Origin of the sequence: Streptomyces caniscabiei (genome assembly GCF_014930365.1) — a bacterium.
Classification (GTDB): Bacteria; Actinomycetota; Actinomycetes; order Streptomycetales; family Streptomycetaceae; genus Streptomyces; species Streptomyces caniscabiei.
Genome location: NZ_JABXWI010000008.1, coordinates 465,000 through 480,201 on the forward strand (window position 1 = coordinate 465,000; position 15,202 = coordinate 480,201).

General features: G+C 69.7%; 14 protein-coding genes and 1 pseudogene. 4 read left to right on the forward strand and 11 right to left on the reverse strand.

Features of this window, described 5'->3' with window-relative positions:
• Both HW837_RS24230 and HW837_RS24235 read right to left on the reverse strand, forming a co-directional pair.
• Positions 1-372, reverse strand: coding sequence for a winged helix-turn-helix transcriptional regulator (locus tag HW837_RS24230; protein ID WP_193380289.1), 372 nt, complete (start codon positions 370-372; stop codon positions 1-3).
• Positions 258-1,133, reverse strand: coding sequence for an MBL fold metallo-hydrolase (locus HW837_RS24235; protein ID WP_177261747.1), 876 nt, complete (start codon positions 1,131-1,133; stop codon positions 258-260). Before HW837_RS24235 ends, HW837_RS24230 begins: the two co-directional genes overlap by 115 nt.
• 90 nt (positions 1,134-1,223) lie before the next feature.
• On the opposite strand from HW837_RS24235, the gene HW837_RS24240 reads away from it, so the two are divergent.
• On the forward strand, positions 1,224-1,598 hold the full coding sequence (locus HW837_RS24240; protein WP_193380261.1) for a winged helix-turn-helix transcriptional regulator: 375 nt from the start codon (positions 1,224-1,226) through the stop codon (positions 1,596-1,598).
• A 36-nt stretch (positions 1,599-1,634) separates the two neighbouring features.
• Here HW837_RS24240 and HW837_RS24245 read toward each other — a convergent pair whose 3' ends face one another.
• The 3 genes from HW837_RS24245 to HW837_RS24255 all read right to left on the reverse strand — a co-directional run bounded on the left by HW837_RS24245 (position 1,635) and on the right by HW837_RS24255 (position 4,587).
• Entirely contained in the window at positions 1,635-2,618 is a 984-nt protein-coding gene (locus tag HW837_RS24245; protein ID WP_193380262.1) for a macro domain-containing protein, read from the reverse strand.
• 193 nt (positions 2,619-2,811) lie between these two features.
• Positions 2,812-3,573, reverse strand: coding sequence for a nuclear transport factor 2 family protein (locus HW837_RS24250; protein ID WP_045555435.1), 762 nt, complete (start codon positions 3,571-3,573; stop codon positions 2,812-2,814).
• Between the two features lie 147 nt (positions 3,574-3,720).
• Positions 3,721-4,587 (reverse strand): SDR family oxidoreductase, encoded by an 867-nt coding sequence (locus HW837_RS24255; protein WP_045555434.1) that lies wholly within the window; start codon positions 4,585-4,587, stop codon positions 3,721-3,723.
• Between the two features lie 116 nt (positions 4,588-4,703).
• Here HW837_RS24255 and HW837_RS24260 point away from each other — a divergent pair, with 116 nt between their 5' ends.
• Positions 4,704-5,636, forward strand: coding sequence for a helix-turn-helix domain-containing protein (locus tag HW837_RS24260; RefSeq protein ID WP_177261748.1), 933 nt, complete (start codon positions 4,704-4,706; stop codon positions 5,634-5,636).
• Here HW837_RS24260 and HW837_RS24265 read toward each other — a convergent pair.
• Positions 5,624-5,800 (reverse strand): aldehyde dehydrogenase family protein, encoded by a 177-nt coding sequence (locus HW837_RS24265; RefSeq protein ID WP_371271400.1) that lies wholly within the window; start codon positions 5,798-5,800, stop codon positions 5,624-5,626. The genes HW837_RS24260 and HW837_RS24265 overlap by 13 nt on opposite strands.
• A gap of 111 nt (positions 5,801-5,911) precedes the next feature.
• Here HW837_RS24265 and HW837_RS24270 point away from each other — a divergent pair, with 111 nt between their 5' ends.
• A complete protein-coding gene (locus tag HW837_RS24270; protein ID WP_196789153.1) occupies positions 5,912-6,238 on the forward strand; it encodes an aldehyde dehydrogenase family protein in 327 nt (108 codons plus the stop codon).
• 164 nt (positions 6,239-6,402) lie between these two features.
• Here HW837_RS24270 and HW837_RS24275 read toward each other — a convergent pair whose 3' ends face one another.
• The 5 genes from HW837_RS24275 to HW837_RS24295 all read right to left on the reverse strand — a co-directional run bounded on the left by HW837_RS24275 (position 6,403) and on the right by HW837_RS24295 (position 14,499).
• Positions 6,403-8,262, reverse strand: a complete 1,860-nt coding sequence (locus tag HW837_RS24275) for a ricin-type beta-trefoil lectin domain protein (protein WP_052682800.1) — start codon at positions 8,260-8,262, stop codon at positions 6,403-6,405.
• 117 nt (positions 8,263-8,379) lie between these two features.
• The gene (locus HW837_RS24280) at positions 8,380-10,614 is read right to left on the reverse strand and encodes an alpha-L-fucosidase (protein WP_045555431.1); all 2,235 of its coding nucleotides are present in this window, start codon (positions 10,612-10,614) and stop codon (positions 8,380-8,382) included.
• A 180-nt stretch (positions 10,615-10,794) separates the two neighbouring features.
• Positions 10,795-11,721 (reverse strand): ABC transporter permease, encoded by a 927-nt coding sequence (locus tag HW837_RS24285; RefSeq protein ID WP_193380263.1) that lies wholly within the window; start codon positions 11,719-11,721, stop codon positions 10,795-10,797.
• A gap of 2 nt (positions 11,722-11,723) precedes the next feature.
• Positions 11,724-13,349, reverse strand: coding sequence for a sugar ABC transporter ATP-binding protein (locus HW837_RS24290; protein WP_045555429.1), 1,626 nt, complete (start codon positions 13,347-13,349; stop codon positions 11,724-11,726).
• A gap of 91 nt (positions 13,350-13,440) precedes the next feature.
• Entirely contained in the window at positions 13,441-14,499 is a 1,059-nt protein-coding gene (locus HW837_RS24295; RefSeq protein ID WP_193382501.1) for a sugar ABC transporter substrate-binding protein, read from the reverse strand.
• Positions 14,500-15,064: 565 nt separating this feature from the next.
• On the opposite strand from HW837_RS24295, the pseudogene HW837_RS48825 reads away from it, so the two are divergent.
• Positions 15,065-15,202, forward strand: a pseudogene (locus HW837_RS48825) (fuconate dehydratase); the annotation flags it as partial.

Below are 15,202 nucleotides of genomic sequence, written 5' to 3' on the forward strand. Positions count from 1 at the left end.
TCACCTACGAGCGTCGCCGGGGTGGGGGTGGGCGAAGGGAGGGGCGCCGAGGCCGGCGTCGCCGAGGCCGGGGTCGTCCGGTGCAGGGTCGTCGAGGTGCGGGTCCCGGACGGTCACACCCCACTCCGCCATCGCGTCCAGCACCGTACGCAGCCGCTGCCCGAGCGGCGTGAGCTCGTACTCGACCCGCGGCGGCACCTCGGCGTGGACGGAGCGGGTCACGATCCCGTACGCCTCGAACCTGCGCAGACGGCTGGTCAGGGTGTGCGGACGGCGGTGTAGAAGGAGCGGGCCAGTGCGCCGGCGCCCCCGGGTGAGGTGGCGTCGGCGCGCCCGTCCGGCAGGGTGACGGGCCGGCCCGGGATGGGCCAGTGCAGCGTGACGCCCGCCGCGTCGAACGCCTGCTGGGCCTGGCCGCGGTCCTCGGTGTAGTGCGTCCAGCCCTCGGCGTGCACAGCCACCACGAAGGGGTCGCCGAGCAGTCGTCGGGCCTCCACGGCCTGGGCCGCGGTCAGCGACAGCCGTACGTCACCGAGCTCCTCGAAGCCGGCCGCGCCCAGGTGCAGCAGCGCCACGTCGACGCGGTACCGGTCGGCCAGCGCGCTCATCGCGTCCAGGTCGACGGTGTCGCCGGAGACGTACACCGTCGGTGCCGAGCCGTCGTCGGTGTGCAGGAGGAAGCCGGTGACCGGACCGGTGAGAGTCTCGCTGCCGGCAGGGCCGTGACGGGCCGGGACCGCGGTGACGTTCAGCGTCGTACGACCCGGCATCGACAGGACCCTGGTCTCCCAGGGCTTCAGTCCGACGGCTGCCTCCCCGAGATCGGCGGCGCCGTCGACGGTGGTGAACACCTTCGGGGCACCGGACAGCACCGTACGTCCGGTGGTGTCGAGGTTGTCCCGGTGCTGGGTGTGGCTGACCAGGGCGGCGTCGAGAGCGGGCAGCTGCGCGGGCTTCAGCGCCGGGTCGGAGGTCTTGCGCAGCCGGACCGGCCCGTCCTGGTACTCGGTGCCGGCGGCGTCGAAGGTCGGGTCGGTCAGCAGCGTCCAGCCGGCCAGTCGGATCAGCGCGGTGGGGCCGCCGAGCAGCGTCACGGTGGGCGCGGCGGGGGTCACGGCATCGTCGGTAACCACGGGTACTCCTTGACGTTCAGGGGTTGGCCCACTCACTCTCACCGAGTTACTTTCTCTGGGGAAGTACATACCTTTGGGTGAGGTGAGCACGTGCAGGAAAGCATGCGAGGCAACGTCCGCGATCCCGCCTGCCCCAGCAGGCAGCTCTTCGACCTGGTCACGGCCAGGTGGGCCACCCTGGTCCTGGTCGATCTCGTCGACGGTCCGCAGCGCTGGTCCGAGCTGCGTCGGCGGGCCGGCGGCGTCAGCGACAAGATGCTGGCGCAGACCCTGCGCGAGCTGGAAGCCGGTGGACTGATCACCCGCACCGTGCTCGCCAGCCGCCCACCGACGGTGCAGTACGCCCTGACCGACCTGGCCCGGGGCGCCACCACCGCACTGCGGCACTTGCAGGACTGGGCCGAGCAACACACCGGCGACTATGCCCACCACCGGCACGCCCACGCGCCCGATCCGAAGCCTTGAAGAACCTGAGGCGGCGTACCAGCAGGTCGGCTGGGCTCACGGTCGTCGACGGTCCGTCCCGGGTCGCGCGGGGAGGGCCGTCGCTGCACCGAGGGCATCGCGGTAGGCCCGTTCGTCGGCTGCCTCGAACACGGTGAAGACCACGCGGTCGAACCTGCCGGGATGCGCCGCGATCCACTCGGCGACGGTGTGCAGAGCGACGGGTGCGGCCTGCTCCTTGGGATAGCCGAAGACGCCGGTGCTGACGGCGCACAGCGCGAGCGTGCGGATGGACTCCACCTCGGCGGCGAGGTCCAGGCACGCCCGGTAGGAGGACGCGAGCAACCGCGCGTCGTGCGCCTGCGGAGTCCCGTGGACGACAGGGCCGACGGTGTGCAGGACGTACCGGGCCGGCAGGTGGTGGCCCCGGGTGATCTTCGCGGTACCGGTGGGTTCCAGGGCTCCCTGCGCTGTGATGATCGTGTGGCAGTCGTCGCGCAGCCGGGGCCCGGCCGCGTTGTGGATGGCGTTGTCGATACAGGGGTGCAACGGGCGGAAACAGCCCAGCAGTCGGCTGTTGGCGGCGTTGACCACGGCGTCGGCGGCGAGCGTGGTGATGTCTCCTCGCCACAGCACGGTCTCGGCCGCGGCGGAGTACGGCGTGCCGGGGAACTCCGCCCGAACGGTGGGGAGTTCGAGCGCCGAGACGACGGGCCGCAAACCCCGCTCCGCGCCGAGGAGTGCGTCCAGCTCCCGCTCCGCCCCCTCCGGCAACGGGCCCGGATCACGTACGGTCAACAGCGCGCGCAGCGCCTGACGGGCCGTGGCCGCGTCGGCGCCGTTGTCGGCGTCGGCGAGGTGTTCCAGGGCGCCGCCGGTCATCCCCGACCGGGCTACGGCCGGATCGGTGCCGAGCAGACGCAGGGCCGCACGCACATGTGTGTCCAACCGAGCGGCCGCGGCCGGCGCCGCCGTCGGGCGGAAGGGTTCGTCGAGGGCGACGGCCGATCGGTAGGCGGCCAGGGCGCGGATCAGCGGCATGAAGGCTCCGGGCGGGACGGGCGGGACGGGCGGGACGGGCGGGACGGGCGGGACGGGCGGGACGGGCGGGGCGAGCAGGGCAGGCGGGAGGGGCTGGCGTCGGGGTGGTCGAGACGGGTGAACGAGGTGCGCCGATGGCTCGGCATCCGCCCGTGCGTGCAGGCGGCGCCGGACCGTCGGCGCTGGATCACCCTCAGAACAGGCCGTTGCCGTGCGGCAGTTCGGCCGGAGCGGGGGCGATGACATCCCAGTGCTCGACGATCCTGCCGTCCGCGACACGGAAGAGGTCGTAGTAGGCGACCGCCACGCCGAACTCGCCCTCGGACTGGGTCAGCACGAACTCGCCCTCGGCGATGATCCTGTGCACCGTCTTGTAGACGAGGTTCTTGCCCTGCTCGGCCCACTTGGCCGCGGCCGCCCCGAAGCCGTCGAGTCCGTCGGCGGCGTCGGTGTTGTGCTGGTGGTAGGTCTCGGTGGAGATGTAGTCGGTGAGCACCGAGTAGTCGGCGCCGACGAGGACCTTCTCCGCGAACTCGGCCACCAGGGCGCGGTTGGCGTCGGTCTTGTCGGTCTCGGTGACCGCCGCGGGCCCGTCGGTCTGGGAGCGGCCGGAGACGGTGTCCTTCACCAGCGGGGTCAGCGCGTCCCAGTGCTCGGCCAGCTTGCCGTCGGCGTCGACGCGGAAGATGTCGAACCCGACGAGCGGGTCCGGACCGAAGGCGTGGTAGGTGCCGTGCAGGGCGACCAGGTCGCCGTCGGCGATGACCCGGGCGCCTTCGTAACGGAAGTCGTCGCCCAGGCCGGCGACGAGTCCGCGAAGGGCCTCGGGGCCGTCGGCGGCGAGCGCGCTGTGCTGCTTGTAGTCCGCGGCCACCCAGCGGTCCACCGCGGAGGGGTCCTTGTCGCCGAACAACTCGGTGGCGGCCTGAAGGACGGTGTTCTTCGCGTTGCTCATGACTGTCTTCCTTGCTCGGGAACCTTGCCGGGACGGAGGGGCGGTCCAGCGGCGATGTGTTCAAACTATGTCGACGGCACCGGGTTGTTCCGCAGGAATGGCGACCGAGTATGTTCAAAAAGCGACATGCGAGGTCTCGGTGGCCCGTCAGCTCGCAGTGGCGCGGACGACGTCGGTGAGGGGTGTGGCGGGACGGCCGGTGAGGCGTGGCACGGCGTCGCTGACGCCGTCGAGCTCACCGGAGGCGATGGCCGTGTAGGTGGACACCCAGGCGTCCAGCTGCCAGCCCGGGGCGTCGTAGGAGGCGCGGGAGGCGTAGGCCTCCTCGACCGTCTCCCGTCGGTAGGTGACGGCGCGCCCGAGGTGCTCGGACAGGACGACGGCCGCGTCGTCCAGCGACAGTGACTCGGGTCCGGTCAGGTCGTACGTCACGCCGGCATGGTCGTCCGGCCGGGACAGCACCGCGGCGGCCGCCTCGGCGATGTCGTCCTGGGCGACGAACGCGGCGCGCCCGCTGCCCGCCGGACCGCGGATGACGCCGTCCTCGCCGACGAGATCGGGGACGAACTCCGCGTAGAGGTTGTCCCGGAGGAAGGTGTGTGCCATCCCGCTCGCGCGGATGTGCTGCTCGGTGTGGAAGTGGTCGCGCGCGAGGGTGAACGTGGCGTCGGGTGCGGCACCGTAGAAGGAGACGTACACCAGGTGCCGTACCCCCGCCTCCGCTGCGGCGTCGACGAACGCCTTGTGCCGGGCGAGCCGGTCGGCGCTCTCGGAGGCGGAGACCATGAAGAGGGTGCGGGTCCCCGCGAGGGCCTCCCGCACGGCGTCGTGGTCGGCGTAGTCGCCGCGCACGGCGAGTGCCCCGGTCAGCCGAGGGGCGCGTTCCGGGCTGCGGGCCAGCAGTTTCTGCGGGATGCCTCGCTCGGCGAGACGCCGGGCGACGCGCCCGCCGAGCCGGCCGGTGGAGCCGGTGACGACGGTCGTGGGGGCGGATGCGGCCGTTGCTTCGGACATGCGCGCGTCTCTTCCTTCGGTGACGACGATGGCTCAGCCGCCGAGGCGCCGGCTCCCGCAGCGGCAGGACCAAGGTACGAAGAGCGGGGGGAGGAAGCCGGATAAACTTCCGACTGATGATGGCCAAAAAGCGACACGACTCCCGGCGCGACATCCCGGAGATCCCGTTCGCCGCGCCCGCGGGGACGCCCGCCGGTGTCGAGGTCATGTCGCTGGCCGAGTTACGGCGGCGCGTCCCCGAGCACACCCTCGGACGGCCTCAGCGCCCCGACTTCCACCATCTGCTCACGCTCGGCGCGGGTGTCCTCCGGCATGTCGTCGACTTCGACGACCACACCCTGCGGCCGGGCTCCTGGCTCTGGGTGCGTCCGGGGCAGGTTCACCAGTGGGGCGACCTGGCCGGCGCCGAGGGCACCCTGATCCTCTTCCAGCAGGACGTGCTGGACCCGGCCACGGCGACGGCCGCCCGGGTCGACGATCCGCACGCGCCGGTCGTCACCACTCCGGTCGCCGCCGACGCCGAGGCGGTGACCATGGCCGCCGACCATCTGCGCCACGAGTTCCGGTCGCTGGGGCGCCTCCCGCTCGACCTGCACATCGCGGCACTGCGCCACCTCCTCGCCGTCCTCCTGCTGCGGCTGGCCCATCTCACCGTCCCGGTCGGCGGCCCCGCTCCGGAGCCCGACGAGACCTACCTGCGCTTCCGTGACGCCGTCGAACGGCACTTCACGGCCACCCGACGGGTGGAGGACTACGCCCACATGCTGGGCTACTCGGGGCGCACCCTCGCGCGGGCGACCCTGGCGGGCGCGGGGCTCAGCGCGAAGGAGTTCATCGACCGCCGGGTCGTGCTGGAGGCGAAGCGTCTGCTGGCGCACAGCGACGAGAGCGCGGCGCAGATCTCCGACCACCTGGGCTTCGTCACGCCCTCCCAGTTCAGCAAGTTCTTCATACAGCGCGCGGGCCGTACCCCGATCGACTTCCGCAACGAGGTACGGGGACGCGCCGAGGGCGCCGACACGGCGGCGGCCCTCGGTCAGAAGGGGTAGTGGGCCCACTGGTCGTTGACGTGCACGATGCCGGTACGGATCCGGCGCGCGACGGACGGTCCGTGGGTGGCGTTCTCGGTGATGATGCCGCAGGCCAGGCCGTTGTCGGTGTCGTTGGCGACGGCTACGGCCACGGCGGTGGCGTCGTCGGCGAACGACTTCACGACGCACACCGCCCGAAGGCCTCCGCGTAGTACAGGTCCGCGTCCCGAGGCACGTCGGACAGCACGGTCACCGGGTGCACGCTGGAGCGCCGCGTCGAGGAAGCCGTCTCGATGGGCGCCCGTCTCCTGACCGGGGGAGCGGCCGAGCCGCCGTGCTATCCGCCCACCGTCCTGACCGACGTCCCCGAGGACGCCGAACTCGCCTTCGACGAGACCTTCGGCCCGGTCGTGATCCTGGAGACGGTCGACGACGCCGACCACGCCGTGGAACGCGCGAACGCCTCCCGCTACGGGCTGACCGCGGGTGTCCTGACCGGCGACGCCCATCGCGGACCGGACATCGCCCGCCGTCTCCAGGCGGGAACAGTGCACATCAACGACCAACCGGTCAACGACGAGCCCGACATGCCCTTCGGCGGTGTGAAGGAGAGCGGCTGAGGCCGCTTCGGCACCGGCTATGCCGCGGAGGAGTTCACCGAACTCCGCTGGATCACCCTGCGGGGGGAGCCCAGGGACTTCCCCTTCTGACGGCGCCGCCCGGGGCGGGACACGACGCCCGGCCGGCACGCGGGCGTACCCACGCGCCGGCCGGGCGCCGTCGGTCAGCCTCCGCTGGAGAGCGACCACTTCTGGTTGGACGCGCCGGTGCAGCTCCACAGCTGGACCTTGGAACCGTTCGCCGTGGCCGTCCCGGTCACGTCGAGACAGAGCCCGGACAGGTCGTTGGTGACACTTCCGTCAGCGCGGAACGTCCACTTCTGACTGGTGCCACCGTTGCAGTCCCAGGTGATCACCTTCGTACCGTTGGCCGTGCCGTTGCCGGACGCGCCGAGGCACTTGCCCGCGATCCTGAGCTCACGGCCCGCCGAGTAGGTGTAGGCCTGGTTGGCATTCCCGGACGTGCAGTCCCAGATGTACTGCTGGACACCGTTGGCCGCGTTGCCCGTGTCGTCCAGGCACCTGTGGGAGCCCTGGCCGACGATCGCGGCGGCGGCCGTCTGCGCGCCCCGGGTGAAGGTCACCGTGGCGCCGGCGGGCAGGGTGTACTGGAAGGAACCCGCGTTGTTCCAGGTGACCGTGAAGGCCGTGCTGCTGGAGTTGTTGTTGTGCGCGACGAGCACCTGCCCGCCGTCCGGGTTCTCGTAGGCCTGGGCCCAGACGTTGCCGCCGTCGCTGTAGCCGATACGTGTCGCGCCGGGGACGACGAACTTCGAGAACTGGCCGAGCTGGTAGTAGTTGTTCGTGTACGTGGCCTTGCCGGTCGCCTGGTCGACGGTGACCAGCCCGGTGCACTTCTCACAGCCGACACCCATCTTGGGGCCGCCGGCGGTGTCCAGGGCCAGGTTCCACAGGAGCACGCCGTTGGCCCAGTTGAACGTGGATTCCAGGGCGAGCTGGGCCGCGTTCATCGGCGCGATGCCGGGGCCGGTGGAGCACTCGCTCTCGTAGAGCCTCTTGTCCGGGAACGAGTTGTGGATGGTGGTCATGTTCCGCAGGTCGTTGCGGTAGCAGTGCCACGCGGTGCCGTAGAGCGCGTCGCGGGCCGCCTGGTTGGCCATCAGCGTGTTGGCGTAGGTGACGTCCACATGGTCCGCGTCCGCACCGAGGATCTTGGTGTCGTCGAGGCCGGCCTGCTTCAGCGCCGGGGCGAGATGGTCGGCGATGAACCTCGCCTCGTCGCCGGCGGGCCACAGCATCGCCGAGTACGACGACGGCGAGATCGTCGGCTCGTTCTGCGGGGTGACGCCCCAGACCTTGACGCCCTTGGCCTTGTACTCCTGGAGGAACTTGACGTAGTACTGCGCGAGCGGGCCGTACATGTCGGCCTTCAGGGTGCCGTTGCCCGCGCCCAGCATCGTGTTGCTGGTCTTCATCCAGGCCGGCGGGCTCCACGTGTTGGCGAAGAGCCGCATCGACGGGTTGAGCGTCTGCGCCTGCTTGATGATCGGGACGATGTAGTCGTCGTCGTGCGCGGTCGAGAAGTTGGCGAGGCTCGGGTCGGCGACGCCGCCGTTGTCGTCGTAGGAGTAGGTGGAGGGGTTGCTCGCGGGGGTCGCGGTGTAGTCGGAGGAACCCATCGGCACCCGCATCACCGACAGGCCGATGCCGGACCCCCGGCTGAACAGGTCACGCATCACGCGGTCGCGCGTGCTGGCGTCGAGCTTGTTCTGCAGGAGGTAGGCCGAGGTGTCGGTGAACGAGGCGCCGAAACCGTCGATGGTCTGGAACGACTGACTGTCGTCCACCTTCAGGTTCACACTGCCCGAGGAGACCGGGCCGAGTGCGATGCCCGGCTGCGGGGTCAGGGCCTGGCTCAGGTCCGACGTCGTCAGGGTCACGCCGATGGTGTCGCTCGCGGCCGCCGCCGGCGCCGGGGCCAGGACAGCCCCCGCGCAGGTGATGGCCAGGGCCAGAGCGGCGGCCCGCGCGCTCGGCCCGCGGAGGGATCGTCTTGTCTGCATGGCGATGTCTCTCTTCAGTTGACGGTGCGGTTGTCCGTTTCGGCGCGCGCCGGAGCACGCCCCGAACACGGGGGCATGGGTTTCGCGGAACGGAGATATGGGCTTCGGGGAACGGGGTCAGACGGGGCTGATGGTCCACTGGAGGTTGGTGCTGTTGCCCCAGTCCCACTGCCTGGTCGCGGAGCCCTCGGAGACGTTGCCGCCGCTGTCCAGGAGCTTGCCCGTGGTGCGGTTGACGATGTTGTACTGGCCGCCGCCGCGGTGGGTGATCTTCCACTGCTGGTTGGTGTGGCCGTTCCAGTCCAGCTGTTTGCAGGCGGCGCCGTTGCCGGTGGCGCCCCAGCTGTCGGCGACCATGCCGTTGGCGCGGTTGACCAGCTTGTAGTAGCCGCCTCCGACGCCGACGGCCTGCCACTGCAGGTTGGCGTGGCTGAACCACGTCCACTGCTTGAGGTCGGATCCGTCGGCGACGTCGCCGCCGCTGTCGAGGACCAGGCCGCTGGTGAGGTTGGTGATCCTGAGGTAGGTGGACGGGTTGAACCGCACCTTCAGCGAGACGATCCTGTCGTTCTGGCCGGTGACCCGCAGATCGGCGTTGTCCGCCGTGAAGGTCCACTGGGTGCCGGTGAAGTCGTCGCCGGAGTAGCCGATGATCTGCTGCCCCGGAGCGATCTTCAGCGAGGAGATGCTCTGCGCGGGGATGCCGTGCAGACCGAGCTGTTCGGAGGTGTAGTCGCCCAGGCCGAGCGCGGTGGAGGTGCCGGCGTAGCCGACGTCGGTGAAGACGAGGGCGCCGTCGACGGGCCGCAGGACGGGGATCCGGCCGGAGAAGGTCAGCTTCACCACGTACATGGGGGCGGAGAACGGTGCCGAGGAGGGCAGGGTGACCTTCAGCCCGGAGGAGTCCTGGGTGCGGCCGGGCACGTCGATGTAGGTGCCGGCCGTGTTGTCGAGCAGTTGGACCGAGGTCAGCGAACCGAGGTCGATACGGCTGGAGCCGAGCGTCCTGATGGTCAACGAGCTGCCGGGCCAGCCGAGGACCGTGGCGTACAGCTTGGTGTTCGCCTTGTTCCGGGTGAAGCGGATGTCCTGGGCGGTGCCGATGTTCGGGTTCATGAACGTGCCCCCGCCCATCTTCGTCGGCCCTTCGCCGTAGGCGGTCCAGGCCCGGGTCGAGTACACCGACTCGCCGAAGCGCTTCAGGTAGTCACCCATCCCCAGCAGGATGTCGCGCTGCCCCTGGGGGATGGTGCCGTCGGCCTTCGGGGCGATGTTGAGCAGGACGGTGCCGTTCTTGCTGACCCGGTCGATCATCGCGTGCAGCAGCAGTTGGGCCGAGTAGTAACCGATGCCCTCCGTGTAGCACCAACTGGTGCTGGAGACACTGTCGTCGGTGAGCCAGTAGGGGGAGGTCAGGTCGGCCGGACCGCCGCGTTCGTAGTCGAAGACCTCACCGTGACTGTTGTAGCCGTCCTTGTAGGTGGCGACGACCTCTCTGTTCCAGGAGTTGGCCTGGTTGTAGTAGTAGGACAGGAAGTTCAGCAGCTGGGTCTCGTCGACCTTGTCCAGATGGACGTCCTGGTAGATGATGTCGGGCTCGGCCAGGTCGACGATCTCCTTGAGTTTGTCGTACCAGAGCTGGTCCTCCTGGGCCTTGCCCAGCTGCCCGTAGAGCTTCTTCAGGCTCATGTCCGACTGTGCCGGTGCGGCCTGGAAGTAGCCGAGGTAGTTGTACGCGTGGTGCATCGACACCAGCAGCTTCAGGTTCTTGGCGCGTATCGCGCCGGTGATGAGCCGCAGCAGGTTGAGCTTCGGGCCCTTGTCGACCGAGTTCCACTCGTTGACCTGGCTGTCCCACATCGAGTAGCCGTCGTGGTGCTCGGCCACCGACCCGGCGAACCTGGCACCGGCGTCCACGAACAGCTGCGCCCACTCGTCGGGGTCGAACTCGCCGCCCGCCGACTTCAGCTTGGGCGCGAACTGGACGAAGTTCCCGGCCTTGTCCTTCGCTCCGTCGATGAAGTTGTGGTACGGCCACACCGACGGATCGCCGTACGTGGCGATGTGGTGGTTCTTGACCTTGTTGCCGCTCATGTACATGTGGCGCGGGTACCACTCGCTGTCGTACGCGGGAACGCTGAAGACGCCCCAGTGGAAGTAGATGCCGAACTTGGCGTCCTGGAACCACTCGGGCGCCGCCGGGTGCTGGTTGACCGAGTCCCAGGTGGGTGTGTAGGTGGCCGGTCCGGCGGCCAGGGCGGGGCTCGCCCCGAAGAGACCGCCGGCGACCGCGGCCGCCGCGAGGGCTGTGGAACCTGCCAGGAACTGTCGTCTGTTGATCGCTCTCGACATGGAGAGACCTCCAAGGCAACTGAAGTGCGCGGGCATGGCGGGGCTGGGGCATGGCGGGGCTGACGCATGGCGAGGCTGGGGCCTGGCGGAGCTGTGGCAGAGCAGGGCCGTGCGGCCCGATGGTGTACGGGCGGGGGCGCGTCGTCACGCCACGCGGTCGGACTTCACTTCTCCGTGCGCCTACTCCTGCTGCTCGCCGGAGGCGAAGCGGGAGATGATCAGGGCGACGATGATGATCGCGCCGTTGAGGAACTGGTTCCACAGCGGCGGCACCCCCGCCAACGTCATGACGTTCACGACGAGTTGGAGCGTCAGGGAACCGTAGTGGCCGCTGTAGAGGATGCCGGCGAACGCGGCCAGCACACTGCCGAGGACGAGGACGATCCAGACGACGCGATCGACGCGTATGCCGGCGGTGCGGGCGGCCTCGGTGTTGCCGCCGATCGCGTACAGCGCCCGGCCGTGCCGCAGCCACGCCAGCGCGCTGCCGCCGAGGGCGAAGAGGACCGCGCAGATCCAGATGGCGGCCGGTATCCCCAGCCATGCGGCCTTGCCGAGGTAGGTGAAGGCCGAGGGCAGTTCCACGATGGACTGGCCCTCGGAGAGGGCGACCTGGAGGCCGCGCAGCATGGTCAGCATGCCGAGGGTGACGATGAACCCGTTGAGGCGCAGCTTCAGGATCAGGAACCCGTTGACGGCGCCGATCACCGCGCCGACCGCCAGGCAGAACGGGACGGCCATCCACTCGGCGAACAGGCCGAGCCCGTTGAACCGTCCCCCGCTGGTGGGCAGGACCAGCCAGACGGCGATGACCGGTGCCACGCCGATCGTGGACTCCAGGGACAGATCCATCCGTCCGGCGACGAGGATCAGCGCCGTCGCGAGGACGAGCAGGCTCAGCTCGGTGGACTGCTGGGCCACGCCGATGAGGTTGTCGGCGGTCAGGAAGGCCGGCGAGACGATGAACCCGATCAGGCCGAGCACGAGGATGGCCGGGATCAGCGACAGGTCACGGAAGCGGCCGAGATCGAGCCCGCCGCGGGCCTTCGCCGCCGGTGCCTCCGCCGTGGTCACTGCGGTGCCGGTGACTTCTGTGGTGGCGGACATGGCTACCCTCCGTGCGGTGCGGTCGGTGCGGTCGGTGCGGTCAGTGCGATCGGTTCGGTCGGTTCGGTGGGGGGTGCCGGCGACGGCTGCGACACGCCTTCCATGGCGGCGACCACGTCACGGTCGCTCCAGCCCCGGGCGAACTCGGCCACCGCGCGTCCGTGGAACAGGACGAGGACGCGATCGCACACCCGGAGGTCGTCCAGCTCGTCGGAGACGATCAGCGCGGCCTTCCCGCCGTCGGCGACCTGTCGGATCGTGCCGAGCAGGAACTCCTTGGACCTGACGTCGACACCGTTCGTGGGCCGGATCGCGACCAGTACCCGGGGGTCCGTGGCCAGGGCCCGGGCGATGACCACCTTCTGCTGATTGCCACCGGACAGGGCGGAGACCGCTGTGCCGGCTCCAGGGGTCTTGATGTCGAGCTTGCGGATCATGCGTCCGGCGAAGGACCGCGTACGGGCGGGCAGCACGGTGCCGTACGGGCCGAGCTGGTCGGCGACGGTGAGCGTCGCGTTCTCCGCGACGCTGCGGTTGTTCACCAGGCCCTGGAGGTGCCGGTCCTCCGGCACGAAACCGACGCCCGCGGCGAGCGCGGCGGGAATGTCGCCGGCGCGCAGGGGGCGCCCGGCGATCTCGACCGTGCCGCTCGCCGGGCGGTGCAGACCGGCCAGAGCCTCGCCGACCCTGACGTTGCCGCTGGCGGTGGCGCCGGCCAGCCCGACGACCTCGCCCGAGCGGACCGAGAAGGAGAGGTTCTCGACGCTGCCCGGCAGGGTGAGCGCGTCCACGGACAGCAACACTTCGCGCGGGCCGGGCCCAAGGGGCCGGTCCGGCCCGGTGACTGCCGTTGCCGTGCGGGTGGTCTCGCCGGTCATGGCCTCGACCAGTGCCTGGTGGCCGAGTTCGGCGACGGGCGCGGTCAGGATGTGGGTCGCGTCGCGGTAGACGGTGACGGTGGTGCAGAGGTCGTACACCTCTTGCAGATGGTGCGAGATGAAGAGGAAGGCGACACCCTTGCTCCGCAGGTCACGCAGCTTGCCGAAGAGTCTGCCGATGCCGCGGGCGTCGAGTTTGGCGGTGGGTTCGTCGAGGATGATGAAGCGTGCGCCGAACGACAGGGCGCGGGCGATCTCGACGAACTGCCGCTGCTCGACGGTGAGGTCCCGCGCTCGTGCGTCGGCCTTGACGTCGACGCCGTACCCGGCGAGCAACTCCTCGGCACGGGCGCGTAGTTGCTTCCAGCGGATGGGCCGCAGCGCGCCGTCGCTCTGCCGGTTCAGGAAGAGGTTCTCGGCGACGGTGAGTTCACCGATGATGGTGGACTTCTGGTAGACGCACGCGACGCGCGAACGCCACGCGTCGGTGTCACCGGGCGAGGGAGCCGCTCGGCCGGAGAACCTGAGCGTTCCGGTGTCGGGCTGCTGGAGTCCGGTCAGGACCGAGACGAGAGTGGACTTGCCGGCGCCGTTGCGTCCTACCAGGGCGTGCGACTCGCCCGCGGCGATGGTGATGCGGGCGTCGCGCAACGCCACGGTCGCGCCGAACCGCTTGGATACACCGGTGGCCTCGGCCACGGGGGCCGTGCCTCCGGCGCCGTCCGCCGGGGCGGTCGCGGTGTCCGCCATGGTGAGTACCGTCCTTCGTTGCGGAGAGGGAACGAGCCCGCGACGGGGGAGGGAGCCATCCCCGTCCGTCGGGTGCCTTGCGCTCGGGCGGTCACTTTCCGACGTTGTTGCCCCAGAGGGTCTTGTCGTCCACGTTGTCCTTGGTGATCAGCGGTGCCGGGAGCTGGTCCTCCAGCCCGCCCGGGATCTCGATGATCGTGGAGTCGTGATCGGTGGGCCCCGGCTTGAATGTCGTGCCCTGGGCGGCAGCCTGCGCGTAACGGAGGGCGTACTTGGCGTACAGGTCGGCGGGCTGGGAGACGGTGGCGTCGATCTCGCCCTTGCGGATCGCCTCGAACTCCTGCGGGATCCCGTCGTTGGAGACGATCGAGATGTGCCCCTTCTGACCGGCCGGCTTCAGCAGGCCCTTCTGTTCGAGGAGGGCCAGCGTCGGTTGCAGGAATGCGCCGCCGGCCTGCATGTAGATGCCGCCCAGGTCGGGGTGCTGGGCGAGCAGGCTCTGGAGCTTGGCGGAGGCCACGTCGCCCTTCCAGTCGGTGGGCAGCTCGAAGACCTTGATGTCGGGGAACTTGGTCTTCATGCACTCGGCGAACGCCTCGGAGCGGTCCCGCCCGTTGATCGAGTCCAGCGCGCCCTGCAGTTCGGCGACCTTGCCCTTGCCGCCGAGCTGCTTGCCGAGGAACTCGCACGCCTTGGTGCCGTAGGCGCGGTTGTCGGCGCGCACGACCATGTAGACGTCGCCCTTGTCGGGGCGGGTGTCGACGCTGACCACGGGGATCTTCTTCGAGGCCAGGGTTTCGAGGGTGGAGGCGATGGCGCCGGTGTCCTGGGGCGCCATCACCACCGCCTTGGCGCCGGTGTTCTGGAACACCTGCACATTGGCGACCAGCTTGGTGATGTCGTTCTGCGAGTTGCTGATCGGCAGCGCGTTGATGTCCTCGGCCTTGATGTCCTTCTTCAGGTACTCCGCGTAGGAGTTCCAGAAATCGGTGTCCGACCTGGGCAGGTCGACGCCGATGGCGGGCTTGTCACCGCCGCCAGCCGACGTTGAAGCCCCGCTCTCCCTGTTGCAGGCGGTGGCGAGGGCCAGCACCGCGAGCACAGCGGCGGTCGTGGCGGTGGCGGTGGAGCGGGTGCGAGGGAGCTGCATGGCCTGGATCTCTCTACTTGGCCTGAGCGCGAGCCGAGGGGAGGAGCAGGGGAGGGGATGAGAGAGCTGAGGCATCGAGACGCCGTGAATTGCTCCTATGTCTCCCGAGCGGTGAGGACGTTACGGCGGCGTTGCCGAGGATGACAAGGGTCCTTTAGTACTGATTCACGCGATGTGGGGCCGAGGGGCCGACTCGCGTACGGCCGAGCGGCCCGACGGGGACGCCAGAACGGCGACCTGACCTGCACTTTTTAGTGGATCAACAGGCGAGGTGTGCTGATCAGGGACCGTCCTCACAATTTGGCAACGCGCCTAACAAAAGGTGCTGGAGGCATCCGGGTGGCTGAGTGCGAGGGAGGTCCGCGCGACCTTCGCAGCCAGTGGCGCGATCCTCGCTATGGGTGATTGTCGGCTGGGAGGGGTGGCGAGGTGGTCGAATACATCCCATCTCTGGATTGCCAGTCGCCCTCTGGGTGCTTACAGTCGGCCTCTGCGTCAGTCATCCGATGTATAGGGATCGCTGACGGCATTCGTTCCCGCTCGCCCCTGCACAGGAGTTGCCGTCATGTCGTCCGCCGCACGCTCGTCGCCCCGCATCACGGCTCGTATCACGGCGTTGGATGTTCTGGACGTCCGTTTCCCGACGTCCGAGCATCTGGACGGCTCGGACGCGATGAACCCCGAGCCGGACTACTCCGCCGCC